Origin of the sequence: Streptomyces sp. CB00455 (assembly GCF_001905445.1) — a bacterium.
In the GTDB taxonomy this organism is placed as follows: domain Bacteria; phylum Actinomycetota; class Actinomycetes; order Streptomycetales; family Streptomycetaceae; genus Streptomyces.
On record NZ_LIVQ01000004.1, the window covers coordinates 469,277 to 492,130 of the forward strand.

Annotated in this window: 20 protein-coding genes; 10 read left to right on the forward strand and 10 right to left on the reverse strand. The window is 72.3% G+C overall.

Translation table 11 applies throughout. The features are described 5' to 3' along the window. Positions 1-94 precede the first annotated feature (94 nt). From AMK16_RS19500 to AMK16_RS19510, 3 genes are read left to right on the forward strand one after another with little or no spacing between them, the layout of a single operon-like run. Positions 95-994, forward strand: a complete 900-nt coding sequence (locus AMK16_RS19500; RefSeq protein WP_073917382.1) for an NUDIX hydrolase — start codon at positions 95-97, stop codon at positions 992-994. Further along, positions 991-1,836, forward strand: a complete 846-nt coding sequence (locus tag AMK16_RS19505) for an MBL fold metallo-hydrolase (RefSeq protein WP_073917385.1) — start codon at positions 991-993, stop codon at positions 1,834-1,836. Before AMK16_RS19500 ends, AMK16_RS19505 begins: the two co-directional genes overlap by 4 nt. After that, positions 1,833-2,135 (forward strand): hypothetical protein, encoded by a 303-nt coding sequence (locus AMK16_RS19510; RefSeq protein ID WP_073917388.1) that lies wholly within the window; start codon positions 1,833-1,835, stop codon positions 2,133-2,135. The genes AMK16_RS19505 and AMK16_RS19510 overlap by 4 nt, the downstream gene beginning before the upstream one ends. Here AMK16_RS19510 and AMK16_RS19515 read toward each other — a convergent pair. After that, a complete protein-coding gene (locus AMK16_RS19515) occupies positions 2,132-2,941 on the reverse strand; it encodes a nucleotidyltransferase domain-containing protein (RefSeq protein ID WP_073917391.1) in 810 nt (269 codons plus the stop codon). The two genes, AMK16_RS19510 and AMK16_RS19515, sit on opposite strands and share 4 nt — an antisense overlap. A 145-nt stretch (positions 2,942-3,086) precedes the next feature. Then, positions 3,087-3,761 carry a Crp/Fnr family transcriptional regulator gene (locus AMK16_RS19520; RefSeq protein WP_003981529.1) on the reverse strand — a complete coding sequence of 225 codons (675 nt, stop codon included), beginning with the start codon at positions 3,759-3,761 and terminating at the stop codon, positions 3,087-3,089. 254 nt (positions 3,762-4,015) lie between these two features. Here AMK16_RS19520 and nth point away from each other — a divergent pair, with 254 nt between their 5' ends. From nth to AMK16_RS19535, 3 genes are all read left to right on the forward strand, one after another. Beyond that, a complete protein-coding gene (gene nth, locus AMK16_RS19525; RefSeq protein ID WP_073917393.1) occupies positions 4,016-4,882 on the forward strand; it encodes an endonuclease III in 867 nt (288 codons plus the stop codon). 77 nt (positions 4,883-4,959) lie between these two features. Then, a complete protein-coding gene (locus tag AMK16_RS19530; protein WP_242438798.1) occupies positions 4,960-5,745 on the forward strand; it encodes an NUDIX hydrolase in 786 nt (261 codons plus the stop codon). A 13-nt stretch (positions 5,746-5,758) separates the two neighbouring features. After that, positions 5,759-6,961 carry a MarP family serine protease gene (locus AMK16_RS19535; protein WP_073917398.1) on the forward strand — a complete coding sequence of 401 codons (1,203 nt, stop codon included), beginning with the start codon at positions 5,759-5,761 and terminating at the stop codon, positions 6,959-6,961. A gap of 147 nt (positions 6,962-7,108) precedes the next feature. Here AMK16_RS19535 and AMK16_RS36675 read toward each other — a convergent pair whose 3' ends face one another. The 6 genes from AMK16_RS36675 to AMK16_RS19560 form a co-directional block, all read right to left on the reverse strand. After that, positions 7,109-7,282: a hypothetical protein gene (locus tag AMK16_RS36675; protein ID WP_199885482.1), complete on the reverse strand. Its 174-nt coding sequence runs from the start codon at positions 7,280-7,282 to the stop codon at positions 7,109-7,111. 93 nt (positions 7,283-7,375) lie between these two features. Beyond that, positions 7,376-8,350, reverse strand: a complete 975-nt coding sequence (locus AMK16_RS19540) for an alpha/beta fold hydrolase (RefSeq protein WP_073917401.1) — start codon at positions 8,348-8,350, stop codon at positions 7,376-7,378. Then, entirely contained in the window at positions 8,347-8,805 is a 459-nt protein-coding gene (locus tag AMK16_RS19545; protein ID WP_073917402.1) for a phage holin family protein, read from the reverse strand. Before AMK16_RS19545 ends, AMK16_RS19540 begins: the two co-directional genes overlap by 4 nt. A 54-nt stretch (positions 8,806-8,859) precedes the next feature. Beyond that, positions 8,860-10,332 carry a Na+/H+ antiporter NhaA gene (gene nhaA / locus AMK16_RS19550; RefSeq protein ID WP_073917405.1) on the reverse strand — a complete coding sequence of 491 codons (1,473 nt, stop codon included), beginning with the start codon at positions 10,330-10,332 and terminating at the stop codon, positions 8,860-8,862. A gap of 221 nt (positions 10,333-10,553) precedes the next feature. After that, positions 10,554-12,551: an acetate--CoA ligase gene (acs, locus tag AMK16_RS19555; protein ID WP_073917408.1), complete on the reverse strand. Its 1,998-nt coding sequence runs from the start codon at positions 12,549-12,551 to the stop codon at positions 10,554-10,556. Positions 12,552-12,722: 171 nt separating this feature from the next. After that, complete coding sequence (locus AMK16_RS19560; RefSeq protein ID WP_073917410.1) at positions 12,723-15,155, reverse strand: SulP family inorganic anion transporter; 2,433 nt, start codon at positions 15,153-15,155, stop codon at positions 12,723-12,725. 235 nt (positions 15,156-15,390) lie between these two features. Between AMK16_RS19560 and AMK16_RS19565 the strand changes: the two genes are divergently transcribed. Continuing rightward, the gene (locus tag AMK16_RS19565; protein ID WP_073917413.1) at positions 15,391-16,698 is read left to right on the forward strand and encodes a hypothetical protein; all 1,308 of its coding nucleotides are present in this window, start codon (positions 15,391-15,393) and stop codon (positions 16,696-16,698) included. Here the strand turns inward: AMK16_RS19565 and AMK16_RS19570 are convergent. Continuing rightward, positions 16,652-17,710 (reverse strand): ATP-binding protein, encoded by a 1,059-nt coding sequence (locus AMK16_RS19570; protein ID WP_242438799.1) that lies wholly within the window; start codon positions 17,708-17,710, stop codon positions 16,652-16,654. The two genes, AMK16_RS19565 and AMK16_RS19570, sit on opposite strands and share 47 nt — an antisense overlap. 109 nt (positions 17,711-17,819) lie before the next feature. On the opposite strand from AMK16_RS19570, the gene AMK16_RS19575 reads away from it, so the two are divergent. Next, the gene (locus tag AMK16_RS19575; RefSeq protein WP_073917416.1) at positions 17,820-18,641 is read left to right on the forward strand and encodes an oxidoreductase; all 822 of its coding nucleotides are present in this window, start codon (positions 17,820-17,822) and stop codon (positions 18,639-18,641) included. Between the two features lie 495 nt (positions 18,642-19,136). Here AMK16_RS19575 and AMK16_RS19580 read toward each other — a convergent pair whose 3' ends face one another. Next, entirely contained in the window at positions 19,137-20,012 is an 876-nt protein-coding gene (locus AMK16_RS19580) for an HAD family hydrolase (protein ID WP_073917418.1), read from the reverse strand. A gap of 538 nt (positions 20,013-20,550) precedes the next feature. Between AMK16_RS19580 and ssd the strand changes: the two genes are divergently transcribed. Together ssd and AMK16_RS19590 are read left to right on the forward strand one after the other, a co-directional pair. Next, positions 20,551-21,690 carry a septum site-determining protein Ssd gene (ssd, locus tag AMK16_RS19585; RefSeq protein ID WP_073917806.1) on the forward strand — a complete coding sequence of 380 codons (1,140 nt, stop codon included), beginning with the start codon at positions 20,551-20,553 and terminating at the stop codon, positions 21,688-21,690. After that, complete coding sequence (locus tag AMK16_RS19590; protein ID WP_073917421.1) at positions 21,687-22,835, forward strand: TadA family conjugal transfer-associated ATPase; 1,149 nt, start codon at positions 21,687-21,689, stop codon at positions 22,833-22,835. The genes ssd and AMK16_RS19590 overlap by 4 nt, the downstream gene beginning before the upstream one ends. Positions 22,836-22,854: the final 19 nt, after the last annotated feature.

The window sequence follows — 22,854 nt, forward strand, 5'->3', positions numbered from 1 at the left end:
CACGGGCGGCGGGGCCCGGGCCGCGACGCGGCCCGGGCCCTCGCCACGGCGGGGACCACTCGAACATCGGGCCGGATGGCCGTAGCATCCCGCCATGCCGAATGGTCAGTACGGTCAGCAGCAGCCCCCCGCCGGAGGCCAGTGGTACCCGCCGGAGTGGCCCGACCGCATCCGCGCGCTCGCGGACGGCTCGCTCACCCCGGTGGAGCCCAGACGCGCGGCCACCGTCATGCTCCTGCGTGATACCCCCGGCGGACCCATCGTGCACATGCTGCGCCGGCGGACCTCCATGGCCTTCGCCGGAGGCGCGTACGCCTACCCCGGCGGCGGGGTCGACCCCCGCGACGAGGAGCACCAGGTGGGCTGGGCCGGACCGGCCCGCGAGGAATGGGCCGCACGCCTCGGCACCGATCCCGCCACCGCCCAGGCCATCGTCTGCGGCGCCGTACGGGAGACCTTCGAGGAGGCCGGCGTCCTGCTCGCCGGACAGACCCCGGACACCGTCGTCGGCGACACCACGGGCGACGACTGGGAAGCCGACCGGCAGGCCCTCGTGGCGCGGGAGCTGTCCTTCGCGCAGTTCCTGGACCGGCGCGGCCTGCGGTTGCGCTCGGACCTGCTCGGGGCGTGGGCGCGCTGGATCACCCCGGAGTTCGAGCCGCGCCGCTACGACACCTGGTTCTTCGTCGCCGCCCTGCCCGAGGGCCAGCGCACCCGCAACGCCTCCACCGAGGCCGACCGGACCGTGTGGATCCGCCCGGCCGAGGCCGCCGCCCGGTACGACGAGGGCGAGCTGCTGATGATGCCGCCCACCATCTCCACCCTGCGCTCCCTGGAGCCGTACGGGACCGCCGCCGGGGCGCTCGCCGCGGCCGGCGCGCAGGACCTGACCCCCGTGCTGGCCCGGGCCGCGCTGGAGGGCGGCGAGGTGGTCCTCAGCTGGCCGGGCCACGACGAGTTCACCAGGCGCGTGCGCCACGGAGGTCCCGCATGAGCGACGCCGCCGCACTGCCCGGCCATCCCCGCGGGGTGGTCTCCTCCGGGCGGGCCACCGCCCGGGCGGTCAACGTCCTGGCGCCCAACGCCTCCCCGATGACCCTGGACGGCACCAACACCTGGCTCCTGTCCGAGCCCGGCTCCGAGCTGGCCGTCGTCATCGACCCCGGCCCGCTGGACGAGGCGCACCTGCGGGCGGTCGTCGACACCGCCGAGCGGGCCGGCAAGCGGATCGCCCTGACCCTGCTCACCCACGGCCATCCCGACCACGCCGAGGGCGCCGGCCGTTTCGCCGAGCTCACCGGCACCAGGGTCCGCGCCCTGGACCCGGCGCTGCGCCTCGGTGACGAGGGGCTGGCCGCCGGGGACGTGATCCGCACCGGCGGTCTGGAGCTGCGCGTCGTGCCGACCCCCGGGCACACCAGCGACTCGCTCTGCTTCCACCTGCCCGCCGACCGGGCCGTGCTGACCGGCGACACGGTCCTGGGCCGCGGCACCACCGTGGTCGCACACCCCGACGGGCGGCTGGGCGACTACCTGGACTCCCTGCGCCGTCTGCGTTCGCTGACCGTCGACGACGGGGTGCACACCGTCCTGCCGGGCCACGGGCCGGTGCTGGACGACGCCCAGGGCGTCGTCGAGTACTACCTGGCCCACCGCGCGCACCGGCTCGCCCAGGTCGAGACGGCCGTCGAGAACGGCTTCGAGACGCCCGAGGCGGTCGTCGCCCACGTGTACGCGGACGTGGACCGCTCCCTGTGGCCCGCCGCCGAATGGTCCGTACGCGCGCAGCTCGAGTACCTTCAAGATCACGGACTGATCCCAGGGGGACCCGAATGACCTACGTCGTGCTGTTCGCGCTCATCGCCACCGGCGCCTGGATCACCTCGACGGTGACCCTGCGCACGAAGGCGCTCGAACGCCGTGCCGAGCGCCTGGAGCGCCGCATGGGCCTGCTCCTGGACCACCTCGGCATCGAGGAGCCGGAGCAGGCGGGTCTGGAGGACGTACGGGCGCTGCTGCGCGCCGGCCGCACCATCGAGGCGATCAAGGTCTACCGGCGGCTCACAGGCGCGGACCTGCGGGAGGCCAAGACGGCCGTCGAGGCCCTGGAGGCCGGTGTCGACCGGACTGCCTAAGCGGGCGGCCTGGGCGTTTTGATGCCGTGCCGGGAGGTGTACTCGTCCGCGAGCCACGGCCCGAGGTCCTCGACGTACGAGCGCAGCACGGCCGGGTCGGCGACCGGATCCAGCGCCACGGCGGCCGCGGCCCGCATCTGGGCCGCGCGCTCGGGGTAGTACGCGCCGAACACCTCCGCGGACTGGGCGAGGTCGCTGGTCCAGCCGCCCCACCTCGGCATGACCAGGGTGAAGCCGGTGCGCACCAGCCGGCGGGCGAAGGCCCGGCTCAGTGCGCGCAGCTCCTGCGGCGTCGAGGCGGCGCGGGCCCGCGCCCGCCAGCCGGGCAGCAGGACGGCCAGGTCCCCGTTGGTCTCCCGGGCGAGCAGGCTGTCGGGGCGGTAGCGGGGCAGGTGCTCGGCCAGGTCGGCGCCGAGCAGCGGGGTGCACAGGCAGGCGACGAACCAGCCGAGGTCGTGGCGTTCGGCATCGCTCAGCAGGGTGTCCTTGCCGAACAGCAGGATGCCGGTCCCGTCGATCTGCGGGAAGTCCTCGTCGAGGGCGCGCGTCAGTACCTCGGCGGCGTCCCGGTCGTCCTGCGCGGGCTCCCGGTGCAGGGCGAGCAGCAGGTCGAGGTCGGACCGCCCGGGGCGGGCCGTCCCGCGCGGCACGGACCCGTACAGGTAGGCGCTGTGCAGGCGCTGCCCGTACGCCTCGGCGATGGCTTCGCGCGCGGCGGCCACGACGGGCCGGAACTCCTCCTGGATCCGGCCGAGGGATCCCTCCCGCTCGAAGTACCCGTACGGGTCGAGGCCCCTGTGTTCCATGGCTTCACTGTGCACGGTGGGGCCCCTCAAGCGGCCGAGGCGGCGCGGGGGCGCGGCGCACCCGTGGCGGCGCGGCACCCGGACGCGCGAAGGGGCCCCGCCCGGTGGACGGACAGGACCCCTTCACGACGGCGGCGGGCCGGCGTCAGCGCGAGCGCTTCGCGAGGCGCTCCACATCGAGCAGGATCACCGCGCGGGCCTCCAGACGGAGCCAGCCGCGGCCCGCGAAGTCGGCGAGCGCCTTGTTCACGGTCTCGCGGGAGGCGCCGACGAGCTGCGCGAGCTCCTCCTGCGTGAGGTCGTGCACGACGTGGATGCCCTCCTCGGACTGCACGCCGAAGCGGCGCGACAGGTCGAGGAGCGCCCGGGCCACACGGCCGGGAACGTCGGAGAAGACCAGGTCGGACATCTGGTCGTTGGTCTTGCGCAGGCGCCGTGCGACGGCGCGCAGCAGCGCGGTCGCGACCTCGGGCCGGGCGTTCAGCCAGGGCTGGAGGTCGCCGTGGCCGAGACCGAGGAGCTTGACCTCGGTCAGCGCGGTGGCGGTGGCGGTGCGCGGGCCCGGGTCGAAGAGCGACAGCTCTCCGATCAGCTCGCCGGGGCCGAGGACGGCCAGCATGTTCTCGCGACCGTCGGGGGAGGTGCGGTGGAGCTTCACCTTGCCCTCGGTCACGACGTACAGCCGGTCGCCGGGATCGCCCTCGTGGAACAGGGCGTCACCGCGTGCGAGGGTCACCTCGCCCATGGAGGCGCGGAGCTCCGCGGCCTGCTCGTCATCGAGCGCCGCGAAGAGCGGGGCGCGCCGCAGAACGTCGTCCACGAGTTTCTCTCCTATGTCGACCAGCTCAGGGGACCGGTCTCCCATTTTGCCGGACGGCTCAAACAGTGCGATCAATCACTACCTAGGATGCCGGACGCGGGCGGGTGCTGGGTGGTGGGTGGCCAATCGGAGTGGTGTTACCAGAGGTCCGGGCGGGTGTCGGCGGCCGGCCTTAGGCTGGCCGGGTGTCCAATAAGCCGGTGAGAGCACAGGCCAAGGGGTCCGCGGGAGTGACCGCCGCCCATAATTCAGCCGTGGGCGAACAGGCCCCCGGGGAGGTACCCGCGAAGGCTCCGCCCGCCCCCGCGGGCAAAGCTTCGGCCAAGAAAACGCCCAAAGTGCCCAAGCCCGAATCCCGGGTGGCCATGGTGCGCCGTGCCCGCCGCATCAACCGCGAGCTGGCCGAGGTCTATCCGTACGCCCATCCGGAGCTCGACTTCCGCAACCCCTTCGAGCTGCTCGTCGCGACGGTGCTCTCCGCGCAGACGACCGACCTGCGGGTGAACCAGACGACGCCGGCCCTCTTCGCGGCCTACCCGACCCCCGAGGACATGGCCGCGGCCGAGCCCGAGGCGCTGGAGGAGCTGATCCGGCCCACCGGTTTCTTCCGGGCGAAGTCCCGCTCCCTGCTCGGCCTGTCGCGGGCGCTGCGGGATGATTTCGGCGGGGAGGTGCCGGGCCGGATCGAGGACCTGGTGTCGCTGCCGGGAGTCGGCCGCAAGACCGCGAACGTGGTCCTCGGCAATGCGTTCGGTGTCCCGGGCATCACGGTCGACACCCACTTCGGCCGACTGGTGCGCCGCTGGAAGTGGACCGGGCAGGAGGACCCGGAGAAGGTCGAGGCGGAGATCTGCGCGATCTTCCCCAAGAGCGAGTGGACGATGCTGTCGCACCGCGTCGTCTTCCACGGGCGCCGGATCTGCCACGCGCGCAAGCCCGCCTGCGGGGCCTGCCCGATCGCCCCGCTGTGCCCGGCCTACGGGGAGGGCGAGACGGATCCGGAGAAGGCGCGGAAGCTGCTCAAGTACGAGAAGGGGGGCCAGCCGGGCCAGCGGCTGAGCCCGCCCCCGGACTACCCGGGCCGCCCGGCCCCGCCCCTGGGCGCCACCGCGGCGCCCTGACAGGAACGAACCCGACAGGAACGAATCGGTACCCGGACCGCGTTCGGCGGTGTGGGAGATCACGGACAGGGGTGCCTATGACTGGAGCTACGCGGAACAGCCCGGCCGATGCCGAGGTGCACGCGGCGGGACGTGCGGGCGCGGGCGCCGGCGCGTCCCGCGGCGCACAGGAGGGCCCGCACGACGGCTCGGACACCGGCCCCGTCCTCACCACCCGCGGCCTGCCCGGCTGGCTCGATCCCGTAGCCCGGGCCGCGCGGACGGTGCGGCCCACCCAACTGAGCCGGTTCCTGCCGCCCGAGGACGGCCGCGGGCGGCAGTCCGCCGTCCTCGTGCTGTTCGGCGAGGGCCCGCGCGGGCCGGAGCTGCTCCTCATGGAGCGCGCCGGCACCCTGCGTTCGCACGCGGGCCAGCCGTCCTTCCCGGGCGGCGCCCTCGACCCGCAGGACGGCGACCCGCACACCACCGGCCCGCTGCGCGCCGCGCTGCGCGAGGCCGAGGAGGAGACCGGGCTCGACCCCAGCGGCGTCCAGCTCTTCGGAGTGCTGCCCCGGCTCTACATCCCGGTCAGCGAGTTCGTCGTGACCCCGGTGCTCGGCTGGTGGCGCGCCCCGAGCCCGGTCGGCGTGGTGGATCCGGCGGAGACGGCCCGCGTCTTCACGGTGCCCGTGGCGGATCTCACGGACCCCGGGCACCGGGTCATGACCGTCCACCCGAGCGGCCACCTGGGACCGGGATTCACCGTCGAATCGGCTCTGGTCTGGGGTTTCACCGCCGGAGTGATCGACAGGATCCTGCATTTCGCGGGCTGGGAGCTGCCCTGGGACCGTTCCCGGCAGGTCCCGCTCGACTGGCGCGCGTGAGACGGTGACCCCTGTGAACGTGCTGGACATCCTGTTGTTGCTCGCCGCCGTGTGGTTCGCGATCGTCGGCTACCGCCAGGGCTTCGTCGTCGGCGTCCTGTCGGTGACCGGCTTCCTCGGCGGTGGTCTCGTCGCCGTGTCCCTGCTCCCGCTGATCTGGGACCGGGTGACGGACAACGGCACCCAGGTGTCCACCACGGTGGTCGTCATCGCCGTCGTCGTGATCATCATCTGTGCGTCGATCGGCCAGGCCCTGACCACCCATCTGGGGAACAGGCTGCGCCGCCACATCACCTGGTCGCCGGCGCGCGCGCTCGACGCGACCGGCGGCGCCCTGGTCAACGTGGTCGCGATGCTGCTGGTGGCCTGGCTGATCGGCTCGGCGCTCGCCGGGACCTCGCTTCCCACGCTCGGCAAGGAAGTCCGCAACTCCAAGGTGCTCCTCGGCGTGTCGCGCGTGCTGCCCGGCCAGGCGAACACCTGGTTCTCCGACTTCAGCTCCATCCTCACGCAGAACGGCTTCCCGCAGGTCTTCACCCCGTTCTCCAACGAGCCCATCACCGAGGTGCAGGCGCCCGACCCGGACCTCGTCAACAGCCCCGTCACCGGCCAGGCCAAGCGCTCCATCGTCAAGGTGGTCGGCACCGCGCCCAGCTGCAGCAAGGTGCTGGAGGGCACCGGCTTCGTCTTCGCACCCGGCAAGGTGATGACCAATGCGCACGTCGTCGGCGGGGTCGGCGAGCCGACCGTTCAGGTCGGCGGCGAGGGCAGGCTCTACGACGGCAAGGTCGTGCTCTACGACTGGGAGCGCGACATCGCCGTCCTGGACGTGCCCAAGCTGAAGGCCCCGGCGCTGGAGTTCACCGACCGGGACGCGACGAGCGGCAGCGACGCGATCGTCGCCGGCTTCCCGGAGAACGGCGCGTACGACGTGCGGCCCGCCCGCGTCCGCGGCCGGATCAACGCCAACGGCCCGGACATCTACCACCGCGGCACCGTCCGGCGCGACGTCTACTCACTGTTCGCGACCGTCCGCCAGGGCAACTCCGGCGGACCGCTGCTGACGCCCGACGGCAAGGTGTACGGGGTCGTCTTCGCGAAGTCCCTCGACGACCCGAACACCGGCTACGCGCTGACGGCGGACGAGATCCGCGACGACATCCGGATGGGCCGGAGCGCCGAGCAGCGGATCGACAGCCAGGGCTGCGCCCTCTGAGACGCCCGGCCTGACGGGCCGACGCACCTGCGAGCCGGACGCGCCGGAGAGGTCCGACGGGCACGCCGGACGGTGCCGGGGGCCCGCCGGGCCCGCCGGTGGGGCCGCCAGGCTCGCCGGTGGGGGCGCCGGGCTCCTACGTGGCTCCTACGTGCGCGGATGACGCAGGCGCGCCGAGACCCACAGGGCCCGGCGGCGCAGGATGCGCGGGATCCCGAGGCGGAGGTCGTGGCCGTGGCGGCCGGTTCCCCCGAGGGCGCCCGGCGTCGCTGCCGAGCGGCGTTCGTGTGCGGTGTCACCGTAGTCGTGCGTCCAGCCCATACTCCGAGCTGTGCCCGGGCCCCAAGGTCCGTAATCCCGTCGGGAGCGGCCAATTGGCCTATGCGCCGGGCAATTGAACGGTGGTCAGACCGCTCAGCGGTCCGGTTCCGGGTCCTTGAGCCAGTTCACCAGCTCCGTCGAGAAGGCCACCGGGTCCTCCTCGTGCGGGAAGTGCCCCAGGCCTTCGAACAGCCGCCACCGGTACGGGGCTTCGACGTACTCACCGGAACCGGCCGCGCTGCGCGTACGCATCACCGGGTCGAGCGAGCCGTGCAGGTGCAGCGTCGGCACCCGCACCGGGCGCTTCATCCGCCGGTAGTACTGGAGCCCGTCGGGCCGGGCCATCGACCGCATCATCCAGCGGTACGGCTCGATCGAGCAGTGTGCGGTGGAAGGGATGCACATGGCCCGCCGGTACACGGCGAGCGCCTCGTCGGCGGCGGTGTCCCCGTCCTCTCCCAGCAGGGGCCCCGACCAGTCACGGATCAGCTCCGCCACCAGGGCGCCGTCGTCGGCGACGAGCTGCCGCTCGGGGACGAAGGGCCGCTGAAAGCCCCAGATGTGCGAACTCGCCCGCGTCTGGCCGAAGTCGGACATCATCGCCGAGCGCCAGCGGCGCGGGTGCGGCATGGAGGAGACGACGAGGCGGCGCACCAGCTTGGGCCGCATCACGGCCGCCGTCCAGGCGAGGTAGCCGCCCAGGTCGTGCCCGACCAGGGCGGCGTCCGGCTCGCCGAGGGACCGTACGACCCCGGTGATGTCGAGCGCCAGATTGGCGGGGTCGTAGCCGCGCGGGGTGCGGTCGCTGCCGCCCACTCCGCGCAGGTCCATCGCGACGGCCCGGTAGCCGGCGTCGGCGAGGGCCGTCAACTGGTGGCGCCAGGTCCACCAGAACTGCGGGAAGCCGTGCAGCAGCAGGACCAGCGGCCCGTCACCGAGCTCGGCGACGTGGAAGCGGGCGCCGTTGGCGGCGACGTCCCGGTGCGTCACCGCCCTCCCGCCGGGGAGGTCGAGCCGTACCGCCGTGGCAGCGGTGGGGGGATTGCCCGGGTCCGGCGTGGATGTCATGAGGACGAGCGTGCCACACCCACGGCCTTGTCACTGGCCGGCCGTGCGTGGGGCTTGACGGTCCCGACGAGCGCGGCGGTCTGCTTGACCGATTCGATGGTCTTCGTCGGCGGCTTGACCTTCTTGAACTTGACGACGGCCAGGAGTCCGATCAGGCCCGCGAGCAGCCAGAACGCGCCGCCGACGATGAGGAAGGACCAGGCGAGGCCGAGGCCGAGGTTATGGATCCCGTAGGCCGCGGCGAAACTCAGTACGGGGAGGGAGAAGAGCAGGAGCACGCCCGCGACGATCGCCGCCCCGCTGCCGATGCCCGCCCGCTTGACGTCCTGCTTGATCTCCACCTTGGCGAGGGCGATCTCGTCGTGCACCAGGGCGGACATCTCGGCGGTGGCCGAGGCGACCAGCTGGCCGAGTGTGCGCTCGGCTCCTTGCGCCCCTTGGTCCACTGCGCTCATCGCTCTCTCCCTCTGTCGTCTGCTGCCGGCGGCGGTCCTCCGTCGTAGTTCAGATCATGCCGGACGGTTGCCCTCGGTGCTGGACCCGGCCGGTTCTTCGGCGGCGGTGGCGGCCGCGATGCGGGCCCGGCGGCGGTGTTCGGCGGCTTTCTCCTCGTGGATCCTGGCCATCCGCAGGTGGTATTCGGGCTTGTCCTCCTCGTAGATGTCCGGGATGCCGTCGAGGTCCTCGTCGCGTTCCTCCGCCTCGGTCAGCGCCCGGTACTTGCGGTCGCGGATCTTGAGCATGACGGCCGCGACGAGAGCGGCTGCGAAGGAGCCGATCAGGACGGCGGCCTTGACCTCGTCCGTCAGCGTTTCGTCGCCGGCGAAGGCGAGTTCGGCGATCAGCAGGGAGACGGTGAAGCCGATGCCCGCGAGCGTGGCCACGGCCAGGACGTCCGGCCACGCGAGGTCGTCGTTGAGTTCGGCCTTGGTGAAGCGGGCGGCCAGCCAGGTCCCGCCGAAGATGCCCACCGTCTTGCCGACGAGGAGGCCGAGGACCACGCCGAGGGTCTGCGGCCGGGTGAAGACCTGGGCGATGGCTTCGTCGGAGAGGGAGACGCCGGCGGCGAACAGCGCGAACAAGGGGACGGCGAGACCGGCCGAGAGGGGCCGGACCAGGTGCTCGATGCGCTCGCCGGGGGACTGCTCCTCGCCCTCCCTGCGGTGGCAGCGCAGCATCAGGCCCATGGCGACGCCGGCGATGGTGGAGTGGACGCCGCTGTTGTACATCAGGCCCCAGACGACCAGGGCGAGCGGGACGTAGACGTACCAGCCGCGGACATCCAAGCGCAGCAGGAACCAGAAGAGGACCAGGCCGGCGACCGCGCCGCCGAGTGCGAGGAAGTCGATCCCGCTGGTGAAGAAGACCGCGATGATCAGAATGGCGAAGAGGTCGTCGACGACGGCGAGGGTGAGCAGGAAGGCACGCAGGGCGGAGGGCAGGGAGGTGCCGATGACCGCGAGGACGGCCAGCGCGAAGGCGATGTCGGTGGCGGTCGGGACCGCCCATCCGCTCGCGGAACCGTTGCCGAGCGCGTTGACCAGCAGGTAGACCAGCGCCGGGGCGGCCATGCCGCAGAGCGCGGCGATCACCGGGAGGGCGGCCGCCTTCGCGTCGCGCAGGTCGCCGGCGACGAGTTCGCGCTTGAGTTCGATGCCTGCGACGAAGAAGAAGACCGCGAGCAGGCCGTCGGCCGCCCAGTGCTGGAGCGAGAGGTCCAGGCCGAGGGCGGCGGGGCCGATGTGGAAGGACCGGACGCTCGCGTAGCTGTCGGCGATCGGCGGGATGTTGGCCCACAGCAGTGCGGCGACGGCGGCCATGAGCAGCAGTACGCCGCCGACCGTCTCGGTGCGCAGAGCCTCCGCGACGAAGCGGCGCTCGGGCAGCGAGAGCCTGCCGAGGAGCTTGCGGCCGGCGGCGGGGGTGGCGCTCTGCGCGGGTGCGGGGTCCTGGGCGGGCGGCGGGGGCGTGGGCGTGGCCACGGTGGGGCACCTCCGGGGCGGTCGACGGCATGACTCATGCAGTTGCCGACCAGACTTCCCGGCGCACCCTGTGTGTGTTCGTTGTAGTGGACGTCGATTATTGACGGTTCGGGCATCTTACCGGGTCCGCGCGGTCGTATCGGGTGATCTTCACCTTAAACGGGAGGAGGGCGTGCGGCGCGCTCTGCGCCACACGCCCTCCGAGGCCGTACCCGTCCGGGTCAGTCCTCGCTGGAAGCGCCCGGGAGCCTGCTCTGGATCAGGTCCATGACCGAGGAGTCGGCCAGCGTGGTGACGTCGCCGACCGCCCGGTTCTCCGCGACGTCGCGGAGCAGCCGGCGCATGATCTTGCCCGAGCGGGTCTTCGGGAGCTCCTGGACCGGCAGGATCCGCTTCGGCTTGGCGATCGGGCCGAGCGTGGCGCCCACGTGGTTGCGCAGCTCCGCGACCAGGCTCTCGGTCTCGGAGGCGCTGCCGCGCAGGATCACGAAGGCCACGATGGCCTGCCCGGTCGTCTCGTCGTTGGCGCCGACCACGGCCGCCTCGGCGACCGCGGGGTGCGAGACGAGCGCCGACTCGACCTCGGTGGTGGAGATGTTGTGGCCGGAGACCAGCATCACGTCGTCTACCCGGCCGAGCAGCCAGATGTCGCCGTCCTCGTCCTTCTTGGCACCGTCGCCCGCGAAGTACTTGCCCTCGAAGCGCGACCAGTAGGTGTCGATGAACCGCTGGTCGTCGCCCCAGATGGTGCGCAGCATCGACGGCCACGGCTCGGTCAGCACGAGGTAGCCGCCGCCGCCGTTCGGGACCTCGCCCGCCTCGTCGTCCACCACGGTGGCGCCGATGCCGGGCAGCGCGCGCTGCGCCGAGCCCGGCTTGGTCTGTGTGACGCCGGGCAGCGGGGAGATCATCATGGCGCCGGTCTCGGTCTGCCACCACGTGTCCACGATCGGACAGCGGTCGCCGCCGATGTGCTTGCGGTACCACATCCAGGCCTCCGGGTTGATCGGCTCGCCGACGGAGCCCAGGACGCGAAGGCTGGAGAGGTCGAACTTCGCGGGGATGTCGTCGCCCCACTTCATGAAGGTCCGGATGGCCGTGGGCGCCGTGTAGAGGAGGGTGACGCCGTACTTCTGCACGATCTCCCAGAACCGGCCCTGGTGCGGGGTGTCCGGGGTGCCCTCGTACATCACCTGGGTGGCGCCGTTGGCGAGCGGACCGTAGACGATGTAGGAGTGCCCGGTCACCCAGCCGATGTCGGCGGTGCACCAGTAGACGTCGGTGTCCGGCTTCAGGTCGAAGACGGCGTGGTGGGTGTAGGCCGCCTGCGTGAGGTAGCCGCCCGAGGTGTGCAGGATGCCCTTCGGCTTACCCGTGGTCCCCGAGGTGTAGAGGATGAAGAGCGGGTGCTCGGCGTCGAAGGGCTGCGCGGTGTGCTCGGCCAACTGGCGGCCGACGGCATCGTGCCACCAGATGTCCCGGCCCTCGCTGAAGGCGGTGTCCTGGCCGGTGCGGCGCACGACGAGCACGTGCTCGACCTGCGGGCACTTGGCGACGGCCTCGTCGATGGCGGGCTTGAGGGCGGTCGGCTTGCCGCGGCGGTAGCCGCCGTCGGCGGTGATCACGAGCTTGGCGTCCGCGTCCTGGATGCGGGAGGCGACGGCGTCCGCGGAGAAGCCGCCGAAGACCACGGAGTGCGCGGCGCCGATGCGGGCGCACGCGAGCATCGCGACGACCGCCTCGGGGATCATCGGCAGGTAGACGGCGACGCGGTCGCCCGCCTGGACGCCCAGCTCGGTCAGGGCGTGGGCGGCCCGGCAGACCTCGTCCTTGAGCTCGGCGTAGGTGATCGCGCGGCTGTCGCCGGGCTCGCCCTCGAAGTGGATCGCGACACGGTCGCCGTTGCCGGCCTCGACGTGCCGGTCCAAGCAGTTGTACGCGACGTTCAGCTTGCCGTCCGCGAACCACTTCGCGAAGGGCGGGTTGCTCCAGTCGAGCGTCTCGGCCGGCTCCGTGGCCCAGGTCAGCCGCCGGGCCTGCTCGGCCCAGAAGCCCAGCCGGTCCGCGTCGGCCTGTGCGTACGCCGCCTCGGTGACATTGGCAGCGGCGGCCAGATCGGCGGGCGGTGCGAACCGCCGCTCCTCCTTGAGCAGATTGGCCAGGCTTTCATTGCTCACGACATCTCCCTTTCCCAGGGTGTCCGTTGTGTCCCCGGGCATAGCTCATCAGTCAGCGGCCCAGGTGACAAGGGGTAACCTGAAATTGGTTTAGACCTATAGCACGCCAGCACCTATGCGACGGCCCCTCCCCGCTGCGGGTGCGGGAAGGGGCCGAACGATTGCACGGGTACCGGAGAGTACCGGTTCGGGCGTGCCGCGAAGACGTCGTGATCAGACGCTCTGGCCGACGGTGTCGAAGACCCGGCAGTCGAAGAAGTCCTCGCCCCCCGAGAGCAGGTAGGCCTGCGCCTCACCCACGTGGAAGTACATCCCGTGCAGCTCCAGCGTGCCCTCGGCGAGCCGCCTGGCCACCGATTCGTGGGCCCGCAGGTGCTCCAGCTGCTGCACCACATTGGTCAGGCACAGCTGCTCCACGGCGTCGGCCGGGAGCCGGCCCGAGATCCGGGCCCAGGCGTGGTGGCGGCTGGCCATCCGCTCCAGGCTGGGCAGACCGTGCCGCAGCCAGCGGCGCAGCGGGGTCATGGGCGCCCCGGGGGTGGAGTCGAGCAGCGCCTGCATGGCTCCGCACCCGGAGTGCCCGCACACCGTGATGCTGTCAACCTGGAGCACGTCCACCGCGTACTCGATGGCCGCCGCGACCGAGTCGTCGGTGGATTCGGCGCCCGGCAGCGGGACGAGGTTGCCGACATTGCGGACGGTGAAGAGGTCACCCGGTCCGCTGGCCGTGATCATGCTGGTGACCAGGCGGGAGTCGGCGCAGGTGAGGAAGAGCTGGGAGGGGCGCTGCCCCTCGCGGGCGAGTCGGGCCAGCTCGTCGCGCACGTGGGGGGCGGTGTCGCGCTGGAAGGCGCCGATCCCGTTTGCCAGCTGGCCGGCGCCGCGCCGCCGGGGAGGCGCCGTGGCCGCCGCCGGTGCCTGGCCCGACGCGGATGCCGATGCCGATGCCGCTGCCGACGCCGCTGCCAGGGTGGCGGTCGTCCGCTCCGGCTCCGTAGGGGTGTTCGCGGCGCGGTGGTCGCAGTGGTTCTGCCACGGAGTCCAGGGGCGGCAGCACTGGTGCCCGCCGCGCTGGGAGGTGCGCCGGGCCAGGTCGGAGTGCTGGGCCCCCTCGGCGTGGCGGCCGGTGACCTCCACCGATCCCCCGTGCGCCACGTGGGCGTCCTGCCAGTCCTGGAGCGTCTCGTAGGCCGCGTGGTCCATGAAGGAGCCGTCCAGCTCGACCAGCACGCGTGCTTCGTGCGGGATGTGGCTCAGCACCCGGCTCAGCCGCGGCACCGCGAGGAAGGTCAACTGCCCTCGCGCCCAGACTCGGTGGACGCCGCTGTCCAGCTGCTCCACCGTGATGCGGGTCCGCGTCAGGCGGTACAGAGCCAGTGCGACCGCCACCGCGATGCCGATGGCGACGCCCTCCAGGACCCCGCCGAGGACCACGGCCACGATGGTCGTCCCGTAGACCAGGGCCTCCCGGTGCCGGGTGACGCTGCGCAGGTGCGTGGCATTCACCATCTGCACGCCCACCGCCATCACGAGCGCGGCGAGCGCGGCGAGCGGAATCAGGTCCAAGACCGGCACGAGCAGCCCGGTCGCGAGCAGGATCCACAGGCCGTGCAACATGACCGACCGCCTGCTCACGGCGCCGGACTTGACGTTGGCCACGCTGCGGACCGCTCCGCCCGCGACGGGCAGTCCGCCGAGGGCGCCGGAGACGATGTTGGCCGCTCCCTGTCCCCGCAGCTCCCGGTTGAGGTCGGCGCGCGGCGGCCGCCGGCCGGCGGCGCGCTCGGAGGCGATCAGTTTGTCGGTCGCGACGGCGGAGAGCAGGGACTCCACGCTGCCGACCAGGGTGACGGTCAGTACGGCGGCGATGATCCCGAGGGCCGGCCCCTCGGGCATCTGGGGCAGCGCGTGGCTGCGCCACGAGGGCAGGTCCACCCGCGGCAGGCTGAGCCCGGCCAGGGCGGCGAAGGCGGTGGCCGTCGCGACGGCGGCGAGGGCGGCCGGCACCTTGCGCAGGGCGCGGCCCGTGCGCCCGGGCAGCTTGGGCCAGCCGAACAGGACGAGCAGGGTCAGCACGCTGATGCCGAGTGCGGCCGGGTGCAGCTCCGCCATTTGCGCCGGCAGCCCGAGGACATTGGCGACGGCCGAGCTCTGCGGGGTACCGCCGAGCACGATGTGCAGCTGGGCCAGCGCGATGGTCACGCCGACGCCCGCGAGCATGCCGTGGACGATGGCCGGGCTGACCATGAGGGCGGACCGGGCGGTGCGCAACAGGGCCAGGCCGACCTGGCAGAAACCGGCGAACACGGTGATGGCGCAGGTGGTGCGCCATCCGTAGTGCTGGACCAACTCGGCGGTGACGACCGTGAGTCCGGCCGCGGGCCCGCTCACCTGGAGGGGTGCGCCGCCGAGGCGTCCGGCGACGATTCCGCCGACCGCGGCGGCGACCAGGCCGGCCTGGAGCGGTGCTCCGGTGGCCAGCGCGATGCCGAGCGAGAACGGCAGGGCGATCAGGAAGACGGCGAGGGAGGCGGAGAGGTCCGCGGGCAGGTCCTTGGGGCGGTCCCTGCGGCGCTGTGCACCGGAGGCCGCGAGGGCCTTCCCGTGCGTCTCTTCGCTCGTGCGTGGGGGGCAGGTGGCTGTCATGGGTCCCGTCTCCTCGGGGAGAGTGATGAAGCGGCGGGAGTCTCAACGCTCGGTAAATGGATGGTAATGGAGAGTAAAGAACGATGGTGGATAATACGGGCAAATAGCCTACGAATTACCACGCACGGGTGATTAAGCATTTTGTACGGCTTGTCATACTTTCTTCTTTGCGGACCGCGTGGGACGTTGCGGCGCGGAAGTCCTGCGATGGAACTGCGAGGGAGAGGTGGGGCGGATGATCGCCGCCACGAAGAAGATCGCCGGCGGCCTGGTCGCCACGGCGCTGGTCCTTGGGGGTGCCGGCTGCAGCACCTCGGAACCCGCCAAGTCCCCGGCCCCCGGGGGCCAGAACGCCCGCAAGGGCGCCGTGCCCGAGGCGCCCGGCAGCGTCAACCGGCCCATCGGTGACGGGTCGACCGTCTACACCGGTGCGCAGCCGAACGTACAGAAGCCGCAGAAGCTCAAGCCCGGCGAAAAGCCGCCGCAGTTCGTGGTGTTCTCCTGGGACGGGGCCGGCGAGGACAGTCAGAAGCTCTTCTCGCATTTCCGCGAGGTGGGCAAGAAGTACAACGCCCGCATGACGTACTTCCTCAGCGGCGTGTACATGCTCCCCGAGGAGAAGCGCTCCCTCTACACCGCCCCGCAGCACGCGCCGGGCCGATCCGACATCGGATTCGGCGACCTCCAGGGCATCAAGGACACCGCCACCCAGGTCCGCGCGGCCTGGCTGGAGGGCAACGAGATCGGTACCCACTTCAACGGCCACTTCTGCGGCCCCGACGGCGGCGTCGGCACCTGGTCGGTGGAGGAGTGGAAGAGCGAGATCAACCAGGCGAAGTCCTTCGTCAAGAACTGGAAGACCAACGCCGGCCTGAAGGACCACGCGCCGCTCCCCTTCGACTACGACAAGGAACTCATCGGGGCCCGCACCCCCTGCCTCGAAGGCCAGAAGAACTTCATGCTGGCGGCCAGGGACATGGGCTTCCGCTACGACTCCAGCGGCATCAGCAAGCAGATCTGGCCCAAGAAGACGGACGGGCTCTGGGACCTGCCGCTCCAGCTCGTGCCCATGCCGGGCCGCGCCTTCGACACGCTGAGCATGGACTACAACTACATGGTCAACCAGTCGGGGACCACCTCGCAGGGCGACCCCTCGCAGCACACGTACTGGGGCGACCAGATGCGCGACGGCCTGCGGCAGGCCTTCGACCGGGCCTATCAGGGCAACCGCGCACCGCTGATCATCGGCAACCACTTCGAGTCCTGGAACGGCGGCACCTACATGCGCGCCGTCGAGGAGTCCATCGAGTCGATGTGCACCCAGAAGGAGGTCCGCTGCGTGCCGTTCCGCGAGCTGGCGGACTGGCTGGACGCACAGGACCCCAAGGCCCTGGAGTGGATGCGCACCCTCGACGTCGGCGAGGCGCCGAAGCAGGGCTGGTCGAAGTTCCTGACCGCGGGACCGCCGCCCGCTCCGCCGGCGGCCCCCGCGGCCGTCACGCCGGCTGGGGAGCAGGCCGAAGCGGGAGGTGAGGAGGGCTGACGGGAGCGTCGCCCTGCGCCGCCTCCCCGGGAGCCCGGTCCGCCGCGCTCTCCTCGCGCAGGACGAAACCGGGATCGACCTGGTCCGCCAGATCGGTCCCGGTCTTGGCGTTGCCCCAGCTCTGAGCGTTCTTGAGGTGGAAACCCACCATCTGCTCGGTGTACCGCTCCCAGTCGCGGTGCGCGTAGGAGTCGTCGGCCGCGTCCTGCAGGGACTGCAGGGCCAGCCGGTTGGTCGCCTCCAGCAGCTCGAAGGCGGCCGGCCGGCCCTTCTCCATCGCTCGCACCCAGTCGGAGTGCCCCACGGTGACCAGCAGGTCCTCGCCCACCTCGTCCTGGAGGAACTCGATGTCCTCGGGCCCCTGCACCTTGTTGCCGACGACCTTGAGCGAGACCCCGAAGTCGCGGGCGTACTCCTTGTACTGGCGGTAGACACCGATGCCCTTGCGGGTCGGCTCGGCCACCAGGAAGGTCACGTCGAAGCGCGTGAACATGCCGGAGGCGAAGGAGTCGGAGCCTGCGGTCATGTCGACGACGACGTACTCGTCGGGCCCGTCCACGAGGTGGTTGAGGCACAGCTCGACCGCCCCGACCTTGGAGTGGTAGCAGGCCACGCCGAGGTCGGCCTCGGTGAACGGCCCGGTCGCCATGAGCCGTACGGGCTCTCCGTCGAGCAGGACGGTGCGCGCGCAGGCGTCGTACACCGGGTTGTCCTCGGTCACCCGCAGCAGGCGTGAACCCCGGCCGGGCGGGGTCGTCTTGATCATTCTGTCGGCGGAGGTGATGCGGGGGTTGGAGCCCCGCAGGTACTCCTTGATCAGGGGAAGGTGGGCGCCCATCGCGGGCAGTGCGGCGGCCTCGTCCTCGCCGAGACCGAGCGCGGCGCCCAGATGCTGGTTGATGTCGGCGTCCACTGCGATGACGGGGGCTTCATTGGCGGCGAGGTGGCGGATGAAGAGCGAGGACAGCGTCGTCTTGCCGCTGCCGCCCTTTCCCACGAAAGCGATCTTCATGTTCACCAAGCGTAGCGGCTTGACCGCGAAGAGTGGTCGAAGTGAGTGAAGAAGACCACTCCAAGGAGGGGTCGGTGTCACGGGTGGCCAGTGCGTAGGCTCCCTACTTATGAGTAGCGCTTCTGACCCGCTGGCCCCGCTGGCCGGGCTGCCCGGTGTCGCCGATTCCGTGGATTCCGTACGCAAGGCCGTGGACCGTGTCTACGGGCACCGGGTGATGCGCCGCCGCAGCGGCGAGATCACCTCGGAGGCCGCGCTGCGCGGTGCCCGCGGGAGCGCGGCGCTGTCCGGCGCGGACTGGGCGCTGGAGGAGGTCCGCCGCAGGACCGACTTCGGCTCGGAGGCCGAGGCGCTGACGGTGGGCGCCGCGCTGCGGCTCACCGCGGAGGCGGGGCAGCTGCTGAGCATCTGGCGCCAGTCGCCGCTGCGGGTCCTGGCGCGGCTGCACCTCGTGGCGTCGGGGTCGACGGCGGACGGCGACGTGGTGGGCAGGCCGCGGCTTGCGGGCGAGCCGGTGCACGAACCGCTGGTGGACCTCCCGCTGCCGGACGCGGAAGAGGTCGCGGGCCGACTGGACGGACTGTCCCGGCTGGTCATCGCGGGCGGGTCCGCCCCGGCGCTGGTGACGGCAGCGGTCGTGCACGGCGAGCTGCTGGCCCTGCGCCCCTTCGGTACGTACAACGGGCTGGTCGCGCGGGCCGCCGAGCGCATCGTCCTGATCAACAGCGGTCTGGATCCCAAGGCGATCTGCCCGGCGGAGGTCGGGCACGCGGAACAGGGCCGGGAGGCGTACCTGGCCGCCTTCGAGGGCTACGTCTCCGGCACTCCGGAGGGGCTGGGCGCCTGGATCGCCCACTGCGGGCGGGCGGTCGAGCTGGGCGTGCGGGAGTCGACGGCGGTGTGCGAGGCCCTGCAGCGGGGCGCGGCCTGACGCCTGACGGGCGGCGGACCGTCCCGGGGCGCGGCGGCGTCCGGAGGAGCCGTGAGGAGCCGGAGCGGCTGGGGGTCCGGAGCGGCTGGGGGAGCGTGAGGAGCCGGAGCGGCCGGGGGGTCCGGGGTGGCCGGACAAAGGGTTGCGGCGACACCGTTTTGCTGGTGTCGCCGCTGGCACTCCCGCCGTGTTACCAAGCGTCCTCGAAATATGCCCATCAGGTCGGGAACTTTGCCCGTCACCTGGTGCGGCTGGCCCGTAATCGACGGGTCGACGTCGCGTGGGTGCTCGGCGTTCGTGCTTCGGTCCGTGGGCCTTACTGCGTTTTAAAGATGATCCTCTCGGATGTTCTTTGGTCTCGCGGGCCGTTGACTCCTTTGTACTCCGCTTCCGAGATGAGCGAAACCCCTGGTCGGACTTCTTTACTTTCCTGGACGGATTGGTGCGAAACGGATATCTCGCACCATCGCATTACCGGCCATTTCGCCGCGGGGCTCAGCCGGAGGCGGCAGCTGCAAGTGCGCCCGCCCGGCGCCTGCTCGCGTACCAGACCAGCCCCGCCGTGGCGGCCGCGGCGCCCACCGCCGCGGCGGCGACCAGCGCCGGGCGGGCGGGCATCGACAGCCCCGGCAGCCGCTGCTTCAGCCGCACCGGCCGGCTGAAGACGAGCACCGGCCACTCCCGCGCCACGGCCTCCCGGCGCAGTGCCCGGTCGGGATTGACGGCGTGGGGGTGTCCCACCGCCTCCAGCATCGGGACGTCGGTGGCCGAGTCGCTGTAGGCGTAGCAGCGGGCGAGGTCGTACCCCTCGGACTCGGCGAGCTCGCGGACGGCCTCCGCCTTGGTCGGGCCGTAGGCGTAGTACTCGACCTCACCGGTGAAGCAGCCGTCCTCGCCCACGACCATGCGCGTGGCGACGACGCGGTCGGCCCCGAGCATCTCCCCGATCGGCTCGACGACCTCCGCGCCCGAGGTCGACACGATCACCACGTCGCGGCCGGCGGTGTGGTGGGCCTCGATGAGGGACGCGGCCTCGTCGTAGATGATCGGGTCGATGAGGTCGTGCAGGGTTTCCGCGACGATCTCCCGGACCTGCTGCACGTTCCACCCCTTGCACAGGGCGGAGAGGTACTCGCGCATCCGTTCCATCTGGTCGTGGTCGGCGCCGCCGGCCAAGTAGATGAACTGCGTGTACGCGGTGCGCAGCACGGCCCGCCGGTTGATCAGGCCGCCCTGGTAGAAGGACTTGCTGAACGTCAGGGTGCTCGACTTCGCAATGACCGTCTTGTCCAGGTCGAAGAACGCTGCGGTGCGAGGCGAGGAGTGCGGCAAGGGCTGATTTTCCACGCCCCGAGCATATGCGCCCACCATTCGGCGTAAGGTGTGGCGCGTGGGTTTGCCTGAGAAGGCTCTCGGGTACACCATGGAAGTCACGGATCGTTCGCGACCGTGCTAACCCGGTCTGGCTCCTCCCCCCCCGAGTCGGACCGTGGGGACGACCCCCGCTCTCCCCCCCGGCGGGGGTCGTCGCATGTCCGGACGCGGTTCGCGTCCCTGCCTTCGGCCCCAAGTGACCATTCCTGGGCCCCCCTGTCTCATGGCGCCTCCCCGTCGAAGACTCTCCTTTACCCAGACTCGTGACGGAGCGTAACGGTTCCACCGCGCTGTGGAACTCCCCCGGCAGGGTGAACGGGTTATTCACAGCCGATGCGTTGTCCACAGTTTTGGATCAAGATCCACTTCTTTTTCCCGATCGCTGCACGGTGATTCCAGCCGCGAAGTCCGCGGCGCTTCATTTCGTTGCGAGAAGGGGGCGGAGATCGTGGCTCGATCCAAGTCGTGTGAAACTCCGAAGGCGGTGGCGGCCGGGGCAGGCACCGCGAATGCTGTGGTGCACGGGGCCGTGGCAGTGGCCGGAACCGCTGCTGCCGGTGGTGTGGCCGCGGGAGCGGGCGGTGGCGGGCGCCCGCTGATCGTCACCGAGGATCCCCTGCTGCTCGACGACCTCCTGCGGCTCTGCGCCGCCGCGGGCGCCGAACCGCACGTGCACCACGGTCACGAGGTGCCGGGGGAAGGGGCGCCGGGCGTGTCCGCCGGGGGTGTCGGGTGGGAGTCCGCGCCGCTGGTGCTGGTCGGGGACGACGCGGCACGGCGGGTGCGCGGGGCGCCCCGCAGGGACGGCGTGTTCCTCGTCGGCCGGGAGCTGGACGACCCCCTCGTGTGGCAGCTGGCGGTGGAGATCGGCGCCGAGGAGGTGCTGAGGCTCCCGGATGCCGAGAGCCGCCTCGTCGACCGCATCGCCGATGTGGTGGAAGGCGCCGGGCGGCCCGCCCTCGCCGTCGGCGTGATCGGCGGCAGCGGTGGGGCCGGGGCCTCCACCCTGGCCTGCGCCCTCGCGCTGCGGGCCGCGCGCGCCGGAGAGCGGACCATCCTCATCGACGGGGACCCCCTGGGCGGCGGCATGGACGTCCTGCTCGGCGGCGAGCGCGCGGAAGGGCTGCGATGGCCGGATTTCGCGGCCTCGCGCGGCCGGGTCGGCGCCGGTGCGCTGGAGGAGTCCCTGCCCGAAGTGCACTCGTTGCGGCTGCTCAGCTGGGACCGGGGGGACCGCGTCGTGGTACCCCCCGCCGCCGTGCGTTCGGTGGTGGCCGCGGCGCGCCGCCGCGGCGGCGTCGTGGTGGTCGACCTCCCCCGGCGGGTGGACGAAGCCGTGGCCGAGGTGCTCGCGCAGCTCGACCTGGTGCTGATGGTGGTGCCGGGCGAACTGCGGTCGGTGGCCGCCGCGGGCCGGGTGGCGGCCGGGGTCCGGATGGTGGCCCGGGACGTACGTGTCGTCGTACGGGGCCGCTGCCCCGGCGGTCTCGAACCACAGGCCGTGGCCGGGCTGCTGGGGGCGCCGCTGGCCGGGGAGGTGCCGGTCGAGGTGGGGCTCCCGGGCCGGGTGGCCGAGGGGGAGCCCCCGGGGGCGCAGGGGCGCGGCCCGCTGGCCCGCTTCTGCGACGGCTTCTGGCAGCGGGCGCTCGGCTCCGCCCAGGCGGTGCCGGCATGAGCGCCGTGCTCCTGGACGCGGTGCGCCGCCGGCTGGCCGAGAGCGGGGCCGAGCCGACCCCGGCGCGCGTGGCGGCGGCGCTGCGGGCCCAGGGCCGTCTGCTCGGCGACGCCGAAGTGCTGGGCGTCGCGGCCGAATTGCGTTCCGAACTGGTCGGCGCGGGCCCACTGGAGCCGCTGCTCGCCGACCCGGAGGTCACCGACGTGCTGGTGGCGGCCCCCGACCGGGTGTGGGTGGACCGGGGCGGCGGACTGGAGCTGACCGGGGTGACCTTCACGGGCACCGACGCCGTGCGCAAGCTCGCCCAGCGGCTGGCCGCCGTCGCCGGGCGCCGCCTGGACGACGCCCGGCCCTGGGTCGACGCCCGGATGCCCGACGGCACCAGGCTGCACGCGGTGCTGCCGCCGGTGGCGGTGGGATCGGCCTGCCTCTCGCTGCGGGTGGTGCGGCCCAGGGCGTTCACGCTGGAGGAGCTGGTCGCGGCCGGCACCCTGCCGCCCGGCGGGCAGCGGCTGCTGCGGGACATGGTCGAGGCCCGGCTGTCGTTCCTCGTCTCCGGTGGGACGGGGACCGGGAAGACGACCCTGCTGAGCGCCCTGCTGGGGCTGGTCGGCCCAGGTGAGCGGATCGTGCTCGCCGAGGACTCGTCCGAGCTGCGGCCCGACCATCCGCATGTGGTGCGCCTGGAGGCCAGGCCCGCCAACCAGGAGGGCGCGGGCCTGGTCACGCTGGCGGACCTGGTCCGCCAAGCGCTGCGGATGCGGCCCGACCGGCTGGTGGTCGGGGAGGTGCGGGGCGCCGAGGTGGCGGACCTGCTGGCCGCCCTCAACACCGGGCACGAGGGTGGCTGCGGCACGGTCCACGCCAATGCCGCCGCCCATGTACCGGCCCGGCTGGAGGCGCTCGGTACCGCCGCCGGGCTCGACCGGGCCGCGTTGCACAGCCAATTGGCGGCGGCGCTGACCCTGGTGATCCACCTGGCGCGGGACCGCGAGGGCCGGCGGCGGGTGGCCGAGGTGCACGTGCTGGAGCGCGATCCCGCCGGGCTGGTGGTCACCGTGCCGGCGCTGCGCTGGTCGGCGCGGGGCTTCGTACGGGAGCGGGGCTGGGAACGGCTGCGGCCGCTGCTGCGGGGTGCCCGGTGAACCCGGGGGCGGCGGCGCC

Bases quoted from the DNA above. Each gene is read 5' to 3' on its own strand.
- AMK16_RS19500 (WP_073917382.1), top strand. From the start codon at position 95: ATGCCGAATGGTCAGTACGGTCAGCAGCAGCCCCCCGCCGGAGGCCAG.
- AMK16_RS19505 (WP_073917385.1), top strand. From the start codon at position 991: ATGAGCGACGCCGCCGCACTGCCCGGCCATCCCCGCGGGGTGGTCTCC.
- AMK16_RS19510 (WP_073917388.1), top strand. From the start codon at position 1,833: ATGACCTACGTCGTGCTGTTCGCGCTCATCGCCACCGGCGCCTGGATC.
- AMK16_RS19515 (WP_073917391.1), bottom strand. From the start codon at position 2,941: ATGGAACACAGGGGCCTCGACCCGTACGGGTACTTCGAGCGGGAGGGA.
- AMK16_RS19530 (WP_242438798.1), top strand. From the start codon at position 4,960: ATGACTGGAGCTACGCGGAACAGCCCGGCCGATGCCGAGGTGCACGCG.
- AMK16_RS36675 (WP_199885482.1), bottom strand. From the start codon at position 7,282: ATGGGCTGGACGCACGACTACGGTGACACCGCACACGAACGCCGCTCG.
- AMK16_RS19540 (WP_073917401.1), bottom strand. From the start codon at position 8,350: ATGACATCCACGCCGGACCCGGGCAATCCCCCCACCGCTGCCACGGCG.
- AMK16_RS19545 (WP_073917402.1), bottom strand. From the start codon at position 8,805: ATGAGCGCAGTGGACCAAGGGGCGCAAGGAGCCGAGCGCACACTCGGC.
- acs (WP_073917408.1), bottom strand. From the start codon at position 12,551: ATGCCCGGGGACACAACGGACACCCTGGGAAAGGGAGATGTCGTGAGC.
- AMK16_RS19560 (WP_073917410.1), bottom strand. From the start codon at position 15,155: ATGACAGCCACCTGCCCCCCACGCACGAGCGAAGAGACGCACGGGAAG.
- AMK16_RS19565 (WP_073917413.1), top strand. From the start codon at position 15,391: ATGATCGCCGCCACGAAGAAGATCGCCGGCGGCCTGGTCGCCACGGCG.
- AMK16_RS19570 (WP_242438799.1), bottom strand. From the start codon at position 17,710: ATGAAGATCGCTTTCGTGGGAAAGGGCGGCAGCGGCAAGACGACGCTG.
- AMK16_RS19575 (WP_073917416.1), top strand. From the start codon at position 17,820: ATGAGTAGCGCTTCTGACCCGCTGGCCCCGCTGGCCGGGCTGCCCGGT.
- AMK16_RS19580 (WP_073917418.1), bottom strand. From the start codon at position 20,012: ATGGTGGGCGCATATGCTCGGGGCGTGGAAAATCAGCCCTTGCCGCAC.
- AMK16_RS19590 (WP_073917421.1), top strand. From the start codon at position 21,687: ATGAGCGCCGTGCTCCTGGACGCGGTGCGCCGCCGGCTGGCCGAGAGC.